Origin of the sequence: Flavobacterium sp. BFFFF1, from assembly GCF_002256285.1 — a bacterium.
Taxonomy (GTDB): domain Bacteria; phylum Bacteroidota; class Bacteroidia; order Flavobacteriales; family Flavobacteriaceae; genus Flavobacterium.
Window position 1 is genome coordinate 1 of record NZ_NKJE01000030.1, and the last position, 19,891, is coordinate 19,891.

Here is a 19,891-nt window from a genome sequence, read left to right on the forward strand (position 1 = left end):
TCATCAATCGGGGCAACCTCATTTTGAACTGCTTCCAGCTGCGTGTCTTTCATCCCTGCAAATACTTGCTGTCGATGCGATTACAGTGACAGGCCAGGCAGACTACAAAGCGAATGTAGGGAAAAACTGCCTGCGGGCATGCCTCCAAAATACGGTGGTAAAAAATAATCAGGAATTATTTTTCTGATGCCATTTCCGGAGACCGTAAATCAACAGGTATATTCCAAATACAACAATAAACCATTTTGATGCGGTCACGGAATAATCCACCTGCTCCTTATATTTTCGGCCATACGCCCCGGAATGTTTGATTGAGGCCGCGATAAAAAGCATTTTTTGGAAATTGGGTTGGTCGTTTTCGATTTTATCCATAAGCTGTACATTCAGCCATCCTCTTTCGCCGAGGCTTTTGACTTCGTACAGTGTTTTGCCGGCAATTTGGTATCGGGCCACCGAATAATCGCGTGCCGCATTGATAATCAAAGTATCCGATGCGATATCCTTCGACATGATGGCGTTGAGGTTTTGCAGCACTGCCTGACTCTGTTCCGCACCGGCATCCGGATTTTCGTAGTATTGGTATAAGATCAAGGGTGGGTTTTCGATATCTGTAGAATCGATGAAAATCTTTCCATTTTCATAAAAAGCGTCATATTTCATGGGAATATTCTGCCTGCTCACCTGTTTAAATTCCCTGGGCACACTAAATGTCACGTCGCGTAAGGCCACTGTAGTTTGTGCCGTAACGCCCATAGCGGTCAGCATGACGAACAACGCAATACCGCTCATAAATGACAGTTTGATTTGACGAATTAAAATGGGTCTAACGGCGTTCGATTTCGTATTATCGTTAAGATAAAAAATACTTCGGTCTGTATCCCGTTTGCCGCTGCCTGCAAAGTATTGGTGTTGCCTAAACATTATTGAATAAGTTCTCTTTCCTGTTGTCATCTAGAACTTCCTGTTGCCGTGGTACAAATCTTTTGGCGTGGCTGAAATGATTTGGAAACCATAATCTTTGTTGTCGATTTTGTATTTTCGGAGCAGCTCTTCTTTGGAGATAAACTTGATTGATTTAAATACCGTATCATCAATGGCAGCCAGATTTCCTTCATAATTTCCGTCTAAAACCCGTTCGTTCAGGATATACTGCACATTGGCGTCGCCATCCGGTGCGGTGACGCGTTGCCTGTATTCATCCGATTTGGAAACAAAGTACTTCCAGTACCGCTTTTTGCAGAAATTTTTCGTCTCTATATAAATGACGCCGTCTTTTCCTTCGCTTCCAATGAGCTCCACCGCATTTTTATCTTTGTAAACCGTGACTGAGCTGATGTCATTCGGGTCATATTGCTGTAATGTCTCTTTGTCTACATTCACACTGTCAATGAAGAATACGGGATTGTCTCCGAGTTTCTTCAACACCTTTTTAGGGGATTGCGCAAAAGACAGCGATAAGGTAAAAAAAGCGAAGAATAGGTATTTCATAGCTGGATTGTTTAGGGATAACGCAGGACATGCTCACGTCATCCGCGCCGAAGTTATGAAAAAAACAGGTTTCTTTTACCCGACCCGCGACGCGACGCCTGAAACGCATCGCCGCAGTAAATGGCCTGTAATGCACCGAAATTAATTTGATATTTTGCCCTGAAACCATTTGGATTGTCAATAAAAATGTAAACTTTGCAGAATAATAAACTGACCCTATGCACCTTAGCCGCCATCACCTCTTCGCCACACGCCATTACGCGTTGGTATTGCTGTGCCTCTCGGTGCTGTTGTTTGTATGCGCTGCGTTTACGATTGGCGATGACGGCGGTTTCGCAGGCGCGAGAAGGGAAATCCTGTTGCGTAGGGTCGGGCATGAGTTGTTGCTGCAGTCCGGCGACAGTACTTCGCGTGTGCTCCCGGTTGCGACAGTGTCGGACCAGGAATACGAGATCCGGTTTGAAAATGAGCTGACGTTCCGGCCGGACCTATTGGTGAATACGACCCGGCGCGTGTTGGCAAAAGACCCGCAGGGCAGCGATTATGTCGTCAACGTGATGCGTTGCGGCAGCGACAGTGTGGTGTATGGTTTTGCGGTGTCGCAAGATAAAAAGGATGATATCGTGTCCTGTATCGGGAGGGTACAGCCCAGGGCGTGTTATGTCGTCCGCATCCGGTTCAGGACTGCTGGAATGGACCTCGCAAAGCAGGGGCTGCTGTTGGGAAGCCTGTCGCTGCTGGCGTTTGGAGGACTGTTCATCTCAAGGTCGGTGAAGCGGCGGAAGGCCTTATCCAAAAATCCTCCCGAAAACACATTCACGTTGGGATCGTTGTCTTTCGATGCCAAAAACAGGACGCTCACCGGTCCGGATACTACGATTGACCTGACCGCGACCGAAACCCGGGTGCTGCAAATCTTCGCGTCGTCGCCGAATGAGACCATTGCACGAAGCCGGCTCCAAAAAGAAATCTGGGAAGACGAAGGCGTGATCGTGGGGCGCAGCCTCGATATGTTTATTTCCAAACTTCGGAAAAAGCTGGAATCAGATCCCAATATCAAAATTGTGGTCGTACGCGGTAAAGGCTACCGCCTTGAAACGGGTGCGGGGATGTAATCCGATGTTCCTCATTTAAAATTCATTGTTCCCTATTTTTGAACTTTGAATGACGCACCATGGGTGTTGCATTTTCAAAGGTGGGCGTTTCATATTCAAATATTTTAAGGTTTGCCTGTAAGCAGCAGCCCTGTAATATTCTACGCTATTTGACAACCCCCATCACCCTTTTTTATGCTGGTCGATTTGTTGGGCAATCGCCTCTTCGGAATACTGGTTTAATGCTTTTAACGTGAGGCTAAACCAGCGATCGTAGGTGTCGTTGTAGATATAAAATTCAAATGTGCCTTTTTGTGCGATGGATACCGAAATTGCAAAACGGGCGTCTTCTTTGTAAAATTGTTCTTCGGTAAAAAGCCAATTTGTTTCGGAAAATACCTGTGTCGTGACAAACCCGATGCGGTTTAATTTTGCTTCTGCGTCATTCAGGGCTTTCCACTTCAATTCCCTGACCACATAGGGAGCCATCAATGCCAGGATGGACAATACCGGTAAACCTACGGCGCTACCCATCAGGATCCATAAAATGGTGGTGGTGGAGGGTAAATTATGCTGGTAATAGGCAACGAGCAGCAGCACGCCCGCTGCCAATGTAAAAAAGAAGGACATCACTTTAAAGCCAAGCCATAGTTTGTTCTTGTTTAACTTGTAAAAACGGGTCATAGGGGGAGGGATTTAGTGCGGTTAGATTACTTACCATTTACTACGTGGTGTCGTAATCGTGTTAAAGAGTCCAAATAAGAACGTATTTACACTCAGCTCATATCGTTCTAATGTTTGCATCAATCCGTCCTGATGGATTGCATTGTTAAACACATCGCTCATATTGAGTTTTATTCTCTTACCATCTAGTGTAAAATAATTGTGGGTGTAATTTACCGTATAGCGGCCATCCAGGATATTTATTTCAAGCAGGTAATCTTCTCCATAAGGTACCATTTCGTCGTTTTCGTTGTATGTATAAAAAATTGGAGCATCATTGCCGTGAAATCTTATCATTTTGTTTTTGACACTGTCAACCACTATAATGTTACTTTCCTTTTGCTCCTGAGCCCAAATCAATGCCCTTGCGAATATGTCGCTTGCATCACCGTTTGACACAGTGGCAACAACAGGATCAGCAGTGCCATCGCTTTTCACACGAAATGTGGAGGTATCGCTTACCTGGGCATTTGAAAATGTGCAAGACACAAAAAGAAACAAGAAATACTTCATCATGGTTGAGGTTAAAAACGAAGGTATTGAAAAATCTTTTTCGTTTGCAGAAACCGCCATGCCAATTTGGGGACCTTATTCGGTTTCGACCACTTCGAGTCCGATGGAGGGTACAAATAATATGGATGGTTCATAGTTGGTGCCGAAGGTGGCTTTGTAGTTTTCGGGAATCCATTTGTTCATATTGACCCATCCGACGCCATTGATCTTATTTGTGGATACAAAATGGAACGCACTGGATTGGTGCGCTTCGATACTGAATTCCGCGTTTTTCTTTCGCTGGTAGTATTTATAACTGCCTATTTCTTCGCCGCTCAGGCATTCCAACGTCACGTAGATCCCTTCCAAAGGGAAGTCTATGTCCTCGTCTTCTATGGCCACTTCAACAAGTCCTTTGGTTCCTTTTTTCAGGATGTGGATCGTATTTTTTTTGGTGCGTTCGGCCATGGGCACAAATTCGTTTTCTTCATAGGCATAAAAATGGATGCGGTACTCTGTATCCTTTTCGATCTTTCCTACCTTAAATTTCACACTGCTTATCCTGCCTTTTTTTGCGGTTGTGTTTTTGATGTATGATCCTATTTCGGAACCATTCGATAGGCCGACGTACTGCATTCGGTCTTTGTGAATGTACCCTGCTTCGTATTTTTTGCTGCTGATGGTTACCTGTTCCAGGTCATAAAATTGCTTTTCCAATATGATTTCGTTGGAGGCTGTGCTGCCTTCGACCGTCAGGGTTTTATACCCGACACACGAAATCACGATGGTGTCAAAGTGTTCAGGGTGGGTGTATTGGCCCCGGCGTCGCAATAGGTGCCGTTCACGAGCTTGTTGTCCAGGTAAAACAGCACGGTGGCAAACGCGATGCCCTTCCGGGTGTCCTGCTCCCTGACGTAGTTTTGCTGTGCGGCTACAAGACCTGACCAAAGGATGAATAAAAGGAGCCCCTGTTTTTTCATGGTGCTAATGTAAAAAAACTGCGCCATGAAATGGCGTTGTGGGGCTGAAAATGAAATTTAGGTGGGGTGTCGCAATGGCAGTGCCCGTGGTCGGAAGTTGTAATGTTGATTCACGACTGTTGCCTTTTGAAGTTGTGGGCGGGGCCATTGTGATTTCGGCGCATAAAAAAAGCGCCGTGGAGCAGGCGCTTTTTAGGGGTATGGTTTTATCATTATAGTGTTCTTAGCTCGATGTCGATTTTGGCGCGTTGGCCGTTTGTGATGGCGACGGTGTGGATCAGTTCCTGGTAGCCGTGGCGCTTGAAGTGCAGGTTGTGGACGCCGTCGGGCAGCGTGGGGAAGCGGAAGTTGCCTCTGGCCGTGGATTGGGCGGTGTCCGGCAGGCCATCGATGGTGATGCTGACGTTTTTGAGCGGGTTTCCGTTGTCGTCGCGGATGCTTCCGAACAGCGCGAGTGGGCGTGAGGCGGGCTTGATGGGGGTGCGCCGGTTTTGGTAGTCGGTGTAAAAAGCCGGTTCGCGGGTGTGCAGCAGCTCGGCGAGGACGTCCATGTGCCCGAGTTCTGATTCGGCGTGTGCGAAGCCGCTCTCCAGCGCCTTGGTTGCATCGGCTTTGCTGATCTGGTTCTTGCGCGGGGACGGCATCAGGTTGTCGAACAGGTTTGCGGCGTCGTAGAGTGCGTTTGACTCTTCCTTCGAGATGCCGAAAGGGACGAGTTCGTTTGCGAGCGGTACGGAGGCTTCAATCAGGTTGCGCGCCTTCAGGAGCAGGTCTTTGTCCTTCATGCGGGACAGGCCGGGAAGGGTGAGGTTCCATTCGGCAGCCAGGTTTGAGTCGTTGTTGCCGATGGCCCAGGCGCGTACGGCGGAGCCGGTGATGAACATGCGTTCTTCGAGGCGGGTGCGTGCGTCCTGTTTGTTGCCGCTCACGGTGGCGGTGTAGTGCATTTGTGCCTTTGCGGCGGTGTCGATGGTGGCGATGGCCACTTTGAGGTTGCCGACGTGGGTGATGAAATTCGGCATCATGGCGAGGATTTGTGGGTCCCCTTCGGTTTCGAGGCTGGCGGTAACGGTGTACATCGCGAGCTTGCTTGTTTGTCTACGGTTCATAGAAAAGCGGTATTAAATGGTTAATAATTAGTAGGTTGCTTCTGACAACTTTAGAACGAAGGAAAAAAATTAAATGTTAACATTTTGTTACGGTGTCGCACTTTTATCATTTTTTTAACGCGTACTGTTAAAATTTTAAGAGTTTGACGGTCAGTGTATTAAGTGGTATAAAACACGAATCCCGCGCCAAATCTGGGAATTCTTACGGAAAAGGGGCGTTTTGCCGTGCGACGGCTGCGGACACGCGTGCGATGGCGGTTGACACGGCTGCGATGGTCCTGTACCGGCTTGCGATGACGGTTGACACGCGTGCGATGGCGTATGACAAGCGTGCGAAAGTGAGTGACCGCAATGCGACGGCGGTCGACCGGCTTGCGGCGTTTATGTGCCATGCTGCGCGGGTGTATTTTGGGCAAAAAATACCCTGTATCGGGTATTGTGGGTGTGGTGTGGGGTTTGTAGGTTTGTTCAGATGCAATGCCATAGAATGTTGTTGCGCCGGATCCATTTACTGAAAGGGCGGTAGGGGGGAGGCGCAGCATCGTTCTGGGTTAAGCGCGAAGTTGAACGCTATTGCAGCGCGTTATAAATGCTTTGAAGTGCGTGTGGGTATGTCCCGAAGCGTCGGGAGCAAATCCGCGCTGGCGTGGGGGAGATATCCGAGCGATGGGGGTGTCATTAGTTATATAACAAAACATTATGAACAAAGACCAAAAACTAGAATTACTTCGTGACGTATTTTCACCAATGTCTCCAATCAGACAGAAAGACTTTTTCTCAGGACGTTTAACACAATTAGAAAAAGTTGCTGAAGCGATAAACGAAATAGGGCAACACGCAATATTGTATGGAGAAAGAGGGGTTGGAAAAACATCACTTGCGAACATAATGGTTGCCGGTTACACAAATATTTACACGGTAAAAATTACGTGCAATCGCCAAGATGCGTTCAAGACATTATGGCAATCTGCCTTTGAAAGTATTCAATTTGCAAAAACAACTCAAGGGTTGGGTTTTAATGCACAGACAACTACCCAAATTGTTAATATGGGTAATCAAATTTCATCCATTGTCAATCTACGCCCCTCACATGTTCTAAATGCTCTTAATAGTTTTGGAAGTTATCGTATGCTTTTCATTTTTGATGAATTTGATAATATCCAAGCTGAAAAGACTAGGGCAGCATTTGCCGATTTAATTAAATCTTTGTCTGATAATAATATAAATACAACAGTTGTTTTGGTGGGAATTGCAGACAGCATAGAATCTTTGGTTGGAAATCATCAATCTCTTGAAAGATGTCTTAAGCAAGTTAAAATGCCAAGAATGAAGAAAGAAGAAAGTGAAGAAATTATCAACAAAGGAATGCAAAAATTAGGTATCAAAATCGAGAATAAAATTCGGGAAAAGATTATTGAATTCTCGTCCGGTTTTCCACATTATATCCATTTACTCTGCAAATTTGGTGCAAAAGAACTAATTCAAAACGATAAAAATAATTTTTCCGAAAGTTATCTAACAATAGCAATACGAGCCGGTATCGAAAATACTTCCGAGCAATTAAGAGGTTCTTATAAAAAGGCTATATTGTCTTCAAATAATAGTTCTAGATGGCGAGATTTATTATTTGCATGTGCAAATGCTGATATTGACGAATTCAATTCTTTTACCGTTAGCGATGTAATCAAAGAGTATAATAAAGTGACTGGTAGAGCTGTGAAAAATGGAAATTTAAATTACAATCTAAATCAACTTACTAAAGAAGATAGAGGTGAGATTTTAAATAAATTGGGGAAAGGAAAAAGTACCCGTTATACTTTTCTTAATCCAATGATGAGAGCGTTTGTAAAATTAAAAATCCATTCCGCAGATTAACACTGTAGCTAACAGTTGTTTCACAACGTTAATGGTCTTCTTTTAACTTGTATCAGAATTTGAATTAACGTCAATAATAAACCCTTAAACATTTAGCAACACATTTCATGATTAAACTGGGGATTACTAAATGTTTGTGAAAACGAAAAAAAAATATAAAAGATGATTAGACATAACGATATACAAGTTTTGGCAGGACAGCCCTTTGTAAATTGTAAGCTCGGAAGACAAAAATATGCAAATGTTTTAACGGGAATTATAAAGACCTATCCAAATGGATTTGTATTAGCGATTAATAATAAATGGGGAACTGGAAAAACCACATTCGTCAAGATGTGGGAGCAAGAATTAAAGGATAATAATTATCAAACTGTATATTTTAATGCTTGGGAAAATGATTTCGAAAATAACCCATTAACTGCCTTAATGGGAGAGTTAAAAACACTAACCACAGCAAAAAATGAACCAACATTCAAACGGGCATTAAAAAATGCTGCTGCCATCTCAAAGCATTTAATTCCAACTCTCGTAAAAGCTTTAGCGGATAATTACTTCGACACTGATAATTTTAAAGATGCGTTGGTTGACATAGCAAAAGGAGTTACAGATATTTTCGAAAAAGACGTAAATGAATATGCTGAAAGGAAAAAAAGCATCTCTGAATTTCGAAAATGCTTAGCGGAATTTATTGCTAATACTAACGATGGAAAACCGTTGGTTTTTATTGTTGATGAGCTTGATCGTTGTCGACCGAACTACGCGGTATTAATTTTAGAGCAAATTAAACACTTCTTTTCCGTACCTAATATTATTTTTGTTTTGTCTATTGATAAAGAACAACTTGGATATGCCATTAAGGGAGTTTACGGCAGTGATAATATTGATTCTGATGAATACCTGAGGCGTTTTATCGACATTGAATATTCAATTCCTGAACCTGAAAAGGGATTGTATTATAAATATTTATATAATTATTTCGACTTTGCGGATTTTTTTAAATCTGTAAAAAGAAGAGAGTATCCAGAATTAGCCTCTGACGAAAAGCAATTCTTAGAAATGTCTAGCTTATTATTTGGTGACTCCGCAGTTTCATTGAGACAACAAGAAAAAGTATTTTCTATTGCTAGACTTGCGTTAAGAAGTTTTCAAATTAATCATTATGTGGTACCCGAGGTTTATCTTTTCTTGTCATATATAAAAATTTTATCCCCTGATTTATACAACAATATAAAACTAAAACGGTTAAGCATCAATGAATTACAAGATCGCGTTTTTCTATTTTTAAAAAATAAAATTAATGAAGACAACCAGCGTAATTTAATTTGGTTTGAGGCATATTTTATACTTTTTTATAATAACTACATTTTTGGCGCGTACAATCAAAAAAACTTATACGAACGAGAAGGAATTGAAATTAAATTAAAAATAAACTCAATTATTAATCCAGCGGAAAACGATTACCTTCTTGAAATATTTAAAAGTATTAATCGACAAAGTAATGGAAATCTAGACATCGGACATTTAATGATAAAATTAGACCTTACTGAAGATATTTTAGTCTAGACTACTTTGCTGGTTCGAGCATCACGCTCAGGCATAAATGCAAAATGCTTTTTTCATTTTGGTTATGAGCGTGACACGCGCAGCGCTAGTGGTTAAATAGCTTGTGTTGCGTATACTTGAAAGTTAGCTATGATTTTAAACTCCAACTGCATTAAAAATGAAAATACGAAAAATAGAATTCACAAACCATCCAATCTTTAATAATTTAAAGCTTGACTTTACAGACGAAAATGGGAAGACAATTAATACAATTATCTTAGCTGGAGAAAACGGCGTGGGTAAATCGCTATTGCTAAACAATATTTTTGAATTTTCTAATCTTAACCTAAACTCTGAAAGACGAGATGAAAAGAGAAAATTTGAAATTGAACTTTCCAATGAGGAAATTGAAATATTGAAAGCTGGACAATATTCAAAGCAGTATTTTACAACAAGCTATCAAGAAAATATTTTTTTCATAACAATAGATTATAATATTACAGATAATTGGAATCAAATTGATATTAAAGGAAAAACAGCAACAGGAGTTTCGCCAACATTGACAGGTTCTTTATTCGCTCATAATGATACCAATAAAGTCTTAAGGGCCATATTTTCCGATGTTGAAATAAATTTTACTCCTGAACAAATCAGTGCTGTAACATCAACAAATATTGATAGAAAGGACATTAAAAGCAAAAAATCTGATTCAAATTTGGCTACTCAAATAACACAACTATTAATTGATGTACAAAGCTTGGACGCTTTAGAGTTTACAGAATGGGCGAGAAATAACAGCGGGAACACAATCGATGATGACAAAATTGACGTTAGGATTAAAAGATTTACATCGGCATTTGATTTTATGTTTTCTCAAAAACGATATAAACGTATTGAAAATGTTGACAACAGGAAGGAAATAATTTTTGAAGAAAACGGCAATGAAATGTCAATAGGTCAACTAAGTTCTGGAGAAAAACAAATAGTATTTAGGGGCAGTTTTCTCTTAAAAGACAAAGAAAGTTCTAAAGGAGCCCTTATACTCATTGATGAACCTGAAATCAGCCTACATCCAAATTGGCAACTTAAAGTTCTAAGTTTTTTCAAAAAACTTTTCACAAATAATTCTGGTGAGCAGACCTCACAAATTATTATTTCAACTCATTCGCCATTTATAATTCATAATTCAAATCGGAACGATGATAAAGTGATTATTTTACAAAAAGATTCTACAGGGAAGACAATTATTCCTAACGAAGCTAAATTCTTTGGTTGGTCAACTGAAAAATTAATTCAAGAAGCTTTTAATATTGATCACGTTTTAGCGGACAATAAAATAACTGTTTTTTTAGAAGGAGAAACAGACGAGAAGTATTACAATAAATGTCTTGAAATTTTCAATAGAACACAGTTACCGATAGAGTTTAAATGGATTGGGAGGATAAATGAAAAAGGGAATGTTGAAAACACTGGAGATTCGGCGTTAAATCAGGCAAAGGCTTTCTTTACCGCAAATATGGAACAAATAAAAAGCAAAATAGTTTTATTTTATGATAGTGACACTAATAAACCTGAAGAAGATATTCAAAAATTGTCTATTAGGAAGATGAGTGTCAACAGCGAAAATACAGTTTTTAAAATAGGTGTTGAGAATCTTTTTACAATCGATGAAAATATTGATATTCCATCATTTTACAAACAAAGGACAAAAATAGACGATTATGGTGCAGAAAGCATCATAAGAGAATTAGACAAAACTAAACTATGTGATTTTGTTTGTGAATTTTTAGATACAGAAAAACAAAAATTAATATTGAAAAAACTTGAAATCGAAATTGAAAGATTACTTGAATAGCAAAACCATAGATAACAACGGTTTCACGCAATTGGTGCATTCCTTGCAAAATGTAAGTGCTTTTTTAATAACTTCGTTTGGTTCAGGCGAAATACCCAGTTTTAAATGCCGCAACTGGTGTAAAGCCGCCGGACTTTGTGGGCAATAATACAGGAAACTCGTCTAAATTTGACAAATGGATATCACAGATCATCTAAAGGATAAAAAATATGTTGCTTTTTTGGATGTATTAGGATTCAAAGAGCTTGTTCGAACAAAAGGAGAAAAATTAAATCGCTACTTTACAACCATCGAAAATGCACTTATTGATATACAATCTGATAAGAAAGAAATTACATCTCAACTGGTTAGTGATTCTACAATATTAGCATGTGATTTTACCAGCCAAAACTTAAAACTTCTACTTAAAGCAGTTCAAACTATTCAGGCTAGATGTGCACTCGAAAACATATGGATTCGCGGCGCAATTACAATCGGAGACATCTATTTTAATAGAGATTTAAATATAGTTGTTGGAAATGGTTTGAGTGATGCATATTTACTAGAATCTCAAGAAAAATTTCCCCGTGTCATTATCGACCCAAAAATTCTTAAGACAGAATATGGTTTTGGAACCAGAAAACTATTTATCGAAAGATTCAATTATGATAACGAAAAAAATAGAATTGCCCCATTGATTCATGATTCTTTAGAACAAAATGAGTCGATTGAAAACGAGGCTATTTTTGTAGCTTTTGCAGAACGCATAATTTATGAAAATATCGATAACCTCGAAGTTATTTATATTAATATTCAAAATGAACTATACAATAGCCAGATAACATATCAAAAGTATTTATGGCTAAAACAATATTTTATTAATTCTTTGACTCGAATGTCTTATTACTATGAAAATATGAAACATTTTAAGTTGCCATACGATTATAAAACTTATGGAAAATTAGATGCTTATAAATCTAAGTTTGTTCATCTATAATTTTTAAATTACTGCCCATAACATCGGTTTCACGCAATTGCTGCTTTCCTTGTAAAACGGAAGTGCTTTTTTAATAACTTCGTTTTATTAAGGCGAAATACTCAATGCCATCCCGAAGAGTCGGGAGCTGCAACTGGGGTGGAGAAGCTGGATGTTAGCAGAGATTTTATAAAGCATCAATCTAGATAAAAATAGAATGAATGAGTTTAAAGATTTGATTTTTTTAGGTGAAATTCTACTTCAATCTAAAATTGCATTGAGAGCAAATGAACGGTTAGAAGCAACCAAAGACAATTTCGACAGATTAGAAGTATGGTGTTCAATCCAATCTATCCTTGTGTCGGTTGCGAACGTTTCAAAAATTCTTTGGCCCACTTACAAAAAACATGAAAAACGTGGAGAACGGTTGCGGAAAACACTAAACGTATCAGATAGTAATCCTTTATCAAATCGTGTATTTCGCAATCATTTCGAACACTACGATAGTCGAATTGAGGATTGGTTTAGCAATCACTCGGGTGGAGTTTACGTTGATTTAGTAATGAATCCGTCTTTTAATGGCAGGGAGTTTGAAAAATTTCATCACCGCGGTTATAATTCATTTAACGACACTTTAATATTTCGTGGCGAACTGCTGGATTTAACTGAAATTTTAAACGAACTAGAAAAGATACGTAATAATTGTAAGGGCTTAGTTCTAGATTACCCCTAATCAAAAACTGCCGTTAACAGCGGTTTCAGCAATTGCTACTTTCCTTGTGAAATATAAGTGCTTTTTTAATAACTTCGTTTTGTCCAGGCGAACCCCGAAGCGTCGGGGCAGTTGTATCCCGAAGGGTCGGGAGCTGCAAGTGGGGTGGAGAAGCTGGATGATACCTACCATTTTAGTCGACCAATTATGAAAAATTGGATTTTTATTTTATTAAGTTTCTCACTGTATTCACAAACTGAAAATAGTAAGTTACTTAAACATGATTTTTCAAGCCTTTGGCTTGGTAATGAGATAGTCGCGGACAACGAAACAAAACTTTATCCGGAAACAGTAGGATTTATTGGCGACAATTATCAACGCTTTTTTATCAAATTGCTGCGGGTTGAAAAAGACGAAAAAAATCCAAATCCAAGTCAATATTTAGTTAATGGAAAAATAATGTTTAACGGGTACAAGTCAAAAATTAAAGGGACAATTGAGGTAGAGTCAGCATCATCTGATGAAGGTTGCACAACAATTGCCGGGAAATACTATTTTAATGAATACATCGATAATGAAAAAATAACTGCAGCATATGAAGGAACTTTCACTTCCCGATATGTCTTAAAAAACGATGAAATTGAATATTGTACCAGTGATTTTTCAAGCGATGGTTTTTATAATAACCAATTTTCCGGGACACGCGAAGACTTTGTGAATATTAAGACCGAAACGTGCAATTGGGGAGATTTCAGGATTTTCGAAAGTGGCGATTTAGACATTGGAGCAGGTGAGTTCTCTGTTAATCTAAAATATGTCAAAAATGGTTGGCTAACTTATATGCTAGCGCATAGTATGCCATATTGTGATTCTAACGGAATCCACAATCCGTCGCCTGAAGAAATTTGGTGGAAAGATTAAAAATAGCAGCTAATAGCGGTGTCCCGAACCCGAGGCCAATGGACGAACTGAGTTAAGCTAATTGGCTATCGCTCCCTTCGCTCCCAGCACTTGTAGCGGCATATGAAATAGGGGAATTTCGCTCGGGTGCTGCTTTTCTTGTAAAATGTAAGTGCTTTTTTAATAACTTCGTTTTGGCTAACGCTCCGTTCGGCCATTGGCCTCGGGTGTCCAGCCGAGCCCCGGCCTAGGGGTTTAAAAACTGATTTAGATAAAGAATAGAAGGTGTTGAGACGCCTTCTTTTTAGTCGTAACCAATTGTAAATGTTTACATTTGTGGCATGATTTGCGCCTATTGGTGAGTGGGCAGACATTTTTAACAAACGAATCCAATTAAAATCAATTCTAACCTAAATGAAAATAACAATTCTTTTTTTAGTTATAGCTTTTTCGACAATTGCCAACGCACAAATTGTAAATATACCAGACGCGAACTTTAAGGCGAGATTGTTACAGGCGACTCAATATAACACCATTGCATCAACTTCGATGCCAAATGACAACGGATATGTTCCCTCATACAATAAAATTGATATAAACAATGATGGGGAAATTCAGGTGAGCGAGGCACTTTTAATTAAGTGGCTTAAAGTCAGCACTGCAAATATTACTGATGTCACGGGTATAAATGAATTTATAAATCTGAAGTGTTTTATTTGCACCAGTAATCAAATAACAGATTTGGATGTTTCCGGTTTAATGAATTTAAGGTTTTTGAGTTGCCAGATCAATGATCTAAATTCCCTTAACATAAAAAACAACAATCCTGATTCCTGGTTAACTTTAGATTTTTTCAGTAATGACCAGATAGATTACATCTGCGCCGATGAAGACGATTTGACTTATGTGAAGAACAGGGCTTTATTTTATGCTTACAATTACTGTAACGTGAATAGCTATTGCAGTTTTACCCCCGGCGGTATATTTTATGCAATACAGGGAAACAACAAATTTGACAACAATACGGACGGCTGCGATTCAAATGACCTCATTCTTCCAAATTTAAAATATAACATTACAAATGGTTCTGTCATTGGTAGCACTATTTCAAATAAATCGGGTAATTATTTTATTCCATTGCAATCCGGCACATACACCATCACCCCGCAACTGGAGAACCCCACTTATTTCAATGTAAATCCAATTGACGTACAGGTTACCTTCCCGGGTACCACAAGCCCACATATTCAAAATTTTTGTATTACTCCCAATGGAAATATGCAAGACCTGGAAGTAGTTATGGCGCCTACAGGTCCTGCCCGTCCTGGTTTCAATGCCACTTACACTTTAATGTACAAAAATAAAGGCAATCAGGTAGCCAATGGTAATGTTACACTTACATTCAGGGATGACATTTTAGATTTAGTGTCATCAAGTGTGTCAACTACCAGCCAACAAATCAATGAACTGACGTGGGCTTACAGCAATTTGCTGCCATTTGAAACCAGGACTATCAATCTTGTTTTCAATGTCAATTCGCCCCAGGAAACACCTCAGGTAAACATAGGCACTAAACTTGGATACACAGCATTTATTGGTCCTTTGGAAAATGATGCCAATAGCCTTGATAATTATGCTCAGCTCAATCAAATAGTAGTAGGTTCTTATGATCCTAACGATAAAACCTGTTTAGAAGGCACCACGATCGACCCAGCCAACATCGGCAAATATGTAAACTATGTCGTCCGTTTTGAAAATACCGGTACGTATCCTGCTCAAAACGTGGTAGTTGTAGACAACATAGACACTGCAAAATTTGACATCAACACGCTTATTCCTTTACACAGCAGCCATAATTTTGTAACCAGAATTTCCAACACCAACAAAGTAGAATTTATATTTGAAGGCATCAACCTCCCTTTTGATGACGCCAATAATGATGGTTATGTTATTTTTAAAATTAAAACCAACCCAAATTTAGTTGTTGGAAATACGTTTAGCAATTCGGCTAAAATTTACTTTGATTATAATTTTCCGATTGCAACAAACAATTATACTACAACAATCCAGAGTACATTAGGCTTACAGGAAAATGAAATTAATAATGAAATTACAGTTTATCCGAATCCGGTAAGAGATTTGTTATATTTTAAAACAGAATACAGCGTCCTAAAAGTGCAGATATTTGATATTATAGGAAGAATAATTAGTTCAAATTCAGTTTCTGGAAATAAAATTGATTTGAGTAGCTTACAATCAGGAAATTATGTTCTAAAAGTTTATACTGAAAAAGGAATAATGAATACTAACATTATTAAAGAATAACGATCTGTCATTCTGTGTCTACAAAGTATATCGGACATCAAGGCCACAGACTTGCTTTCCTAAGTAAAATGTAACCGCTTTTTCCATAATTTCGTTCTGTCCGGCAGGGAATACTCAGTTCCAAATGCCGGAATTGAGGTGAAGAAGCTGGATGTTGTGTGCTATGGTTAAACAACTAAATGCATGAAAACACTATCAATTATTTTGTTCACTGTAGCGATAAGCACAAATTTATTTGGTCAAACAGATTTGGATAAGTTTATTGATGTAACAATTAGCTTGGATAAAAGTTACGTTACGTTAGTTGCCAAAAAAGATTTGTTATACTATATCGCTAAAGAATCGTGTATTTCAGTGACGAAAGATTCCGTTAATGTTAGATATTTTGATATTAAGGTAAACATTGTTAATACAACATCTAAAGCAATCTACGTTTGGATGTATACCTGTAGTTGGTATGACAATTTTCAGATAAATAATAATTATATTTTATTCTCAAAATTTACGTGCGACCATAATTATCTCAAAAAAGAAGAAATTAAAGCTGGTGAAAAACTTGAATATTCACTAACTTTAATGAAATCAATAAAGTTTGATTATCCAGGTAATTGCAGGTTTGGTGAACAGATTAAAACAACAAAATTAGGATTTATTGTATTTGATGACATATTTAGTAGCAATGGTAGTTCGAGTATGGATGATAAAAGTCTCTGGAAAATAATTTGGAGCAATCAACTAAATTTGTTAGACGTTCATTAACACAGCACACAACCGCGGTTTCACGCAATTGCTGCTTTCATTGTAAAACGTAAATGCTTTTTAAATAACTTCGTTTTGTCCAGGCGAACCCCGAAGCGTCGGGGCAGTTTTATCTCGAAGGGTCGGGAGTTGCAAGTGGGGTGAAGCCGCCGGATGTTAGGCGACATTTAAGGAGCAATCCACTTGAAATTATGAAAGAGAGAAACTTTTCGCGCAAATACCTTAACTATTTTATAGTATTTTTCTGTTTTACAATATGCTATTCGTGCGATATTTTTTCTGTCGCTGAAATTGTAAACGCGTCTCAGAAAAATATTCTCGTTGAAATAAAATATGATAAAGAACTCTTTGTTGAGAAGTACAAAGATAAAACCATAACCTATTTAAATAAGTTTGCCAATGAGTCAGGTTCCTTAAAAAGTCTTGACAGTGTAAATTTCATTTCAATTATTGAAATGTCACCTAAAGATTCTTTGATCATTGAATTTGAACGCGGATATGAACCACACTTTAAATTGATTAAAGAAATTACAATTTATAAAAATGATACAACTGTTTTAGAAAAGAATAATTTTCAGGATTTATTCGAAGAAAAACTAGATCAAGGATTTATATATGACGTAAAGTAAACGTCGCCTAGCATTGTATAGCTTCGCTCTGTTCCCCCCGCTCGCACCAGCGATGTGATAAATGTGGTGTAATGATGCCTGTGTGGGATTGCTTCGTCAGTCGGGCAGAGCCCTCTAGTCTTCCTGCGTCAGGATGACCATGGCCACACCAGCGCACGGAAGATAAATTGATGTTTCGGGGTCGGTTTACGGACACGTTGTGCTCCAAACGCAAACGGTACGGGATTGTCATTCCGAGGCAGGAGCAATCTTCGCTTGCATAGCATTAATCCAATCGCAATAGCCGTAGTTGCTTTTCTTGTAAAATGTAAATGCTTTTTTGATAACTTCGTTTTGTCCAGGCGAACCCCGAAGCGTCGGGGCAGTTGTATCCCGAAGGGTCGGGAGTCGCAAGTGATGTGGAGCTGCCGGACGTTAACTGCTATTTTTAAACTGACCGACCATGAAAAACGCAACTTTGCAATCAATTATAATTTATTTTCTTTTCTGTTCAATTTGCTTAGGTCAAGAGATCCAAACCAAATTTGAGTTTGAAAAAGATGATAATCTAAATGTCACGCTTAAAGGGAAGGTAAAGTCTGTAAAAATTAAAAAAACTGACGATATAAAAAATATGAGTGGTGATTCTTTGGTATATATCTTCAACAATAAAGGCATTCTAACTAAACTTGCTTACTACGGTTTGGGAGTTGACGTAATTGAACGAAAATTCAGAACAGAAGAAGTGCAATACGATTTTAAAGATGGAAAATTACTATCTAAACTCAACAAGCTTGCTCAGGGCCTTGATGGAGATTTGTATACGTATGATAAAAATATGAATTTATTGTTGCTTAAAAATTACATGAACAATACTTTGGTAAAAGAAACTGTTTTGACCTATGACGAAAAGGGAAGAAAGAAAGACAAGACCGAATACTTATATGGCGGATTTAGTGACTATAATGAAGAAACACAGGAAGGCAAGGAGGGGTATTTATACGAAATTGAAAAATATGAATATGATGCCAGTGACCTTCTCATTGTAAAGCGTACGTACAGTTTTCGTGAAAACAAGACTCAGAAAAAAACAGAATACAAATATGACGGGATGGGCAATTTGATTGAAGAAGGAAATTGTATCAGCTATGGTACAGGAGATTGCGAATGCAAACCTGTCTTTGGATATGAATATAATTTCCAAAATAAATTGACTCGTGAATTTCAATTAGCTCAATTCTCACCTCACAATACTGACACACATTATATCTACGATAATAGCGGAAACGAAATTGAAGTCAAGGGATTTTATATTTATCCAGGTAAAGATCCCATGATTGGTTACGACTATAAATCAGCGTATGACAAATTTAATAATAGAATTAAAGAAGAAGAACTAACCGGAAATTATAGAATGATAGGGTTTGAAAAATATAAAACACAACGCACCAAATATGATAATTTCCAAAATATGATTTTAGACGAATACCTAACGGTTAACGGATCAGCAATTAAAGTTGTCAGAAAAAAATATTCTTATGACAAACACCATAACTGGATTAGAATGGAAACAGAACAGGGTAAAAATTTAGGTGACTTAAAACTTACTGAAATATGTGTAAGGGAAATCCAGTACTACTAATTAAACAGCAGGTAACAGCGGCTTTATCCATTAGCTTCGCTCCGTTCGCTCACCGAACGCATCTCCAGATATGCCATAGGGAAAGTTCGCCCGAGTGCTGCTTTTCTTATAAAATGTAAATGCTTTTTTAATAACTTCGTTTTGGCTCCGTTTTGTTTGTCCAGTGGCCTCGTGTGAGGTGGAGAAGCGTACCGGCGCTTCGGGAGGCGAACCAGGCAGCGGGACGTTAGCATAAAGCTTTGAAAAATCGTGCGCAGACAATAACCAACGAATACTAATTTAATATGATTCAAATTATTTGGGGAATCTTAAATATTTCTGTTTTTCTCTTCTTTGTTGCCTACTGCATTACACTAGGAAAATCAATCAGAGAAAAGCAGGGTTTTGTTGCGGCATTATTTTTCGTTTTTGGATTGTTGGTATTGCTGTCTTTTGTTTCCAAATCGGGTGCTGAAAATTCAAAAACAAAAATATTTGATTTTCATGAAGCGCATTTGGAGAAGGACAAATTCAATGGACATGCCTATACAGCTAACTTAACACTTGAAAAGGATTTGGCTTCCACCATCAGCCTTCACATAAAGTATGGTAAAAGGGAATTGCTAAAAAAGCCGATTTCGGCCTATACGGTTAGAACGGGCTTCGTCAGCGGTACAAATTGGAAGATACAAACCATACATTTTGACCAGTCATCTTTTGAAGATACTTGTACCTATACTGTTTCGGGGATTTTGGAATGGCAAATTTTAGGTATCACAATCTATTCCGAATTAAAAGACTTTACCGGGCGTGCTGATTTCAAAGATTAAGCCAGCTGCTCATGGTGGTTGAG

21 protein-coding genes are annotated in these 19,891 nt (G+C 38.7%); 14 read left to right on the forward strand and 7 right to left on the reverse strand.

Annotated features, from left to right (window positions below; translation table 11 throughout):
• On the forward strand, window positions 1-187 hold a 187-nt coding region (locus CFE23_RS14240), incomplete at its 5' end, for a hypothetical protein (protein ID WP_291089291.1).
• On the opposite strand, the gene CFE23_RS14245 is transcribed toward CFE23_RS14240, so the two are convergent.
• Together CFE23_RS14245 and CFE23_RS14250 are read right to left on the reverse strand one after the other, a co-directional pair.
• Window positions 169-789 (reverse strand): hypothetical protein, encoded by a 621-nt coding sequence (locus CFE23_RS14245; RefSeq protein WP_291089294.1) that lies wholly within the window; start codon window positions 787-789, stop codon window positions 169-171. The genes CFE23_RS14240 and CFE23_RS14245 overlap by 19 nt on opposite strands.
• A gap of 162 nt (window positions 790-951) precedes the next feature.
• On the reverse strand, window positions 952-1,488 hold the full coding sequence (locus CFE23_RS14250; protein WP_291089297.1) for a hypothetical protein: 537 nt from the start codon (window positions 1,486-1,488) through the stop codon (window positions 952-954).
• Between the two features lie 218 nt (window positions 1,489-1,706).
• On the opposite strand from CFE23_RS14250, the gene CFE23_RS14255 reads away from it, so the two are divergent.
• Window positions 1,707-2,603, forward strand: coding sequence for a winged helix-turn-helix domain-containing protein (locus CFE23_RS14255; RefSeq protein WP_291089300.1), 897 nt, complete (start codon window positions 1,707-1,709; stop codon window positions 2,601-2,603).
• Between the two features lie 162 nt (window positions 2,604-2,765).
• Here the strand turns inward: CFE23_RS14255 and CFE23_RS14260 are convergent, their stop codons facing one another.
• From CFE23_RS14260 to CFE23_RS14280, 5 genes are all read right to left on the reverse strand, one after another.
• Entirely contained in the window at window positions 2,766-3,266 is a 501-nt protein-coding gene (locus CFE23_RS14260; protein ID WP_291089303.1) for a hypothetical protein, read from the reverse strand.
• 30 nt (window positions 3,267-3,296) lie between these two features.
• Complete coding sequence (locus tag CFE23_RS14265) at window positions 3,297-3,821, reverse strand: hypothetical protein (protein WP_291089305.1); 525 nt, start codon at window positions 3,819-3,821, stop codon at window positions 3,297-3,299.
• 72 nt (window positions 3,822-3,893) lie between these two features.
• Window positions 3,894-4,580: a hypothetical protein gene (locus tag CFE23_RS14270; protein WP_291089308.1), complete on the reverse strand. Its 687-nt coding sequence runs from the start codon at window positions 4,578-4,580 to the stop codon at window positions 3,894-3,896.
• Entirely contained in the window at window positions 4,577-4,777 is a 201-nt protein-coding gene (locus CFE23_RS14275) for a hypothetical protein (RefSeq protein ID WP_291089311.1), read from the reverse strand. The genes CFE23_RS14270 and CFE23_RS14275 overlap by 4 nt, the downstream gene beginning before the upstream one ends.
• Window positions 4,778-4,989: 212 nt before the next feature.
• The gene (locus CFE23_RS14280) at window positions 4,990-5,886 is read right to left on the reverse strand and encodes a carboxypeptidase-like regulatory domain-containing protein (protein WP_291089314.1); all 897 of its coding nucleotides are present in this window, start codon (window positions 5,884-5,886) and stop codon (window positions 4,990-4,992) included.
• Window positions 5,887-6,029: 143 nt separating this feature from the next.
• Between CFE23_RS14280 and CFE23_RS14285 the strand changes: the two genes are divergently transcribed.
• The 12 genes from CFE23_RS14285 to CFE23_RS14340 all read left to right on the forward strand — a co-directional run bounded on the left by CFE23_RS14285 (window position 6,030) and on the right by CFE23_RS14340 (window position 19,868).
• The gene (locus CFE23_RS14285; RefSeq protein WP_291089317.1) at window positions 6,030-6,401 is read left to right on the forward strand and encodes a hypothetical protein; all 372 of its coding nucleotides are present in this window, start codon (window positions 6,030-6,032) and stop codon (window positions 6,399-6,401) included.
• Between the two features lie 184 nt (window positions 6,402-6,585).
• A complete protein-coding gene (locus CFE23_RS14290; RefSeq protein WP_291089320.1) occupies window positions 6,586-7,761 on the forward strand; it encodes an ATP-binding protein in 1,176 nt (391 codons plus the stop codon).
• Between the two features lie 162 nt (window positions 7,762-7,923).
• Window positions 7,924-9,324: a P-loop NTPase fold protein gene (locus tag CFE23_RS14295; RefSeq protein WP_291089323.1), complete on the forward strand. Its 1,401-nt coding sequence runs from the start codon at window positions 7,924-7,926 to the stop codon at window positions 9,322-9,324.
• Window positions 9,325-9,481: 157 nt separating this feature from the next.
• Window positions 9,482-11,158: an ATP-binding protein gene (locus CFE23_RS14300; RefSeq protein ID WP_291089326.1), complete on the forward strand. Its 1,677-nt coding sequence runs from the start codon at window positions 9,482-9,484 to the stop codon at window positions 11,156-11,158.
• A gap of 175 nt (window positions 11,159-11,333) precedes the next feature.
• Window positions 11,334-12,134, forward strand: a complete 801-nt coding sequence (locus CFE23_RS14305) for a hypothetical protein (protein ID WP_291089329.1) — start codon at window positions 11,334-11,336, stop codon at window positions 12,132-12,134.
• Window positions 12,135-12,330: 196 nt separating this feature from the next.
• Window positions 12,331-12,846: a hypothetical protein gene (locus CFE23_RS14310; protein WP_291089332.1), complete on the forward strand. Its 516-nt coding sequence runs from the start codon at window positions 12,331-12,333 to the stop codon at window positions 12,844-12,846.
• Between the two features lie 186 nt (window positions 12,847-13,032).
• A complete protein-coding gene (locus CFE23_RS14315; protein WP_291089335.1) occupies window positions 13,033-13,746 on the forward strand; it encodes a hypothetical protein in 714 nt (237 codons plus the stop codon).
• 393 nt (window positions 13,747-14,139) lie between these two features.
• Window positions 14,140-16,050, forward strand: a complete 1,911-nt coding sequence (locus CFE23_RS14320; protein ID WP_291089338.1) for a T9SS type A sorting domain-containing protein — start codon at window positions 14,140-14,142, stop codon at window positions 16,048-16,050.
• Window positions 16,051-16,233: 183 nt separating this feature from the next.
• The gene (locus tag CFE23_RS14325) at window positions 16,234-16,809 is read left to right on the forward strand and encodes a hypothetical protein (RefSeq protein ID WP_291089341.1); all 576 of its coding nucleotides are present in this window, start codon (window positions 16,234-16,236) and stop codon (window positions 16,807-16,809) included.
• Between the two features lie 191 nt (window positions 16,810-17,000).
• Window positions 17,001-17,438: a hypothetical protein gene (locus CFE23_RS14330; RefSeq protein ID WP_291089345.1), complete on the forward strand. Its 438-nt coding sequence runs from the start codon at window positions 17,001-17,003 to the stop codon at window positions 17,436-17,438.
• A 442-nt stretch (window positions 17,439-17,880) separates the two neighbouring features.
• Window positions 17,881-19,059 carry a hypothetical protein gene (locus CFE23_RS14335; protein ID WP_291089348.1) on the forward strand — a complete coding sequence of 393 codons (1,179 nt, stop codon included), beginning with the start codon at window positions 17,881-17,883 and terminating at the stop codon, window positions 19,057-19,059.
• Window positions 19,060-19,343: 284 nt separating this feature from the next.
• Window positions 19,344-19,868, forward strand: a complete 525-nt coding sequence (locus tag CFE23_RS14340) for a hypothetical protein (RefSeq protein WP_291089351.1) — start codon at window positions 19,344-19,346, stop codon at window positions 19,866-19,868.
• The last annotated feature ends 23 nt before the right edge of the window (window positions 19,869-19,891 follow it).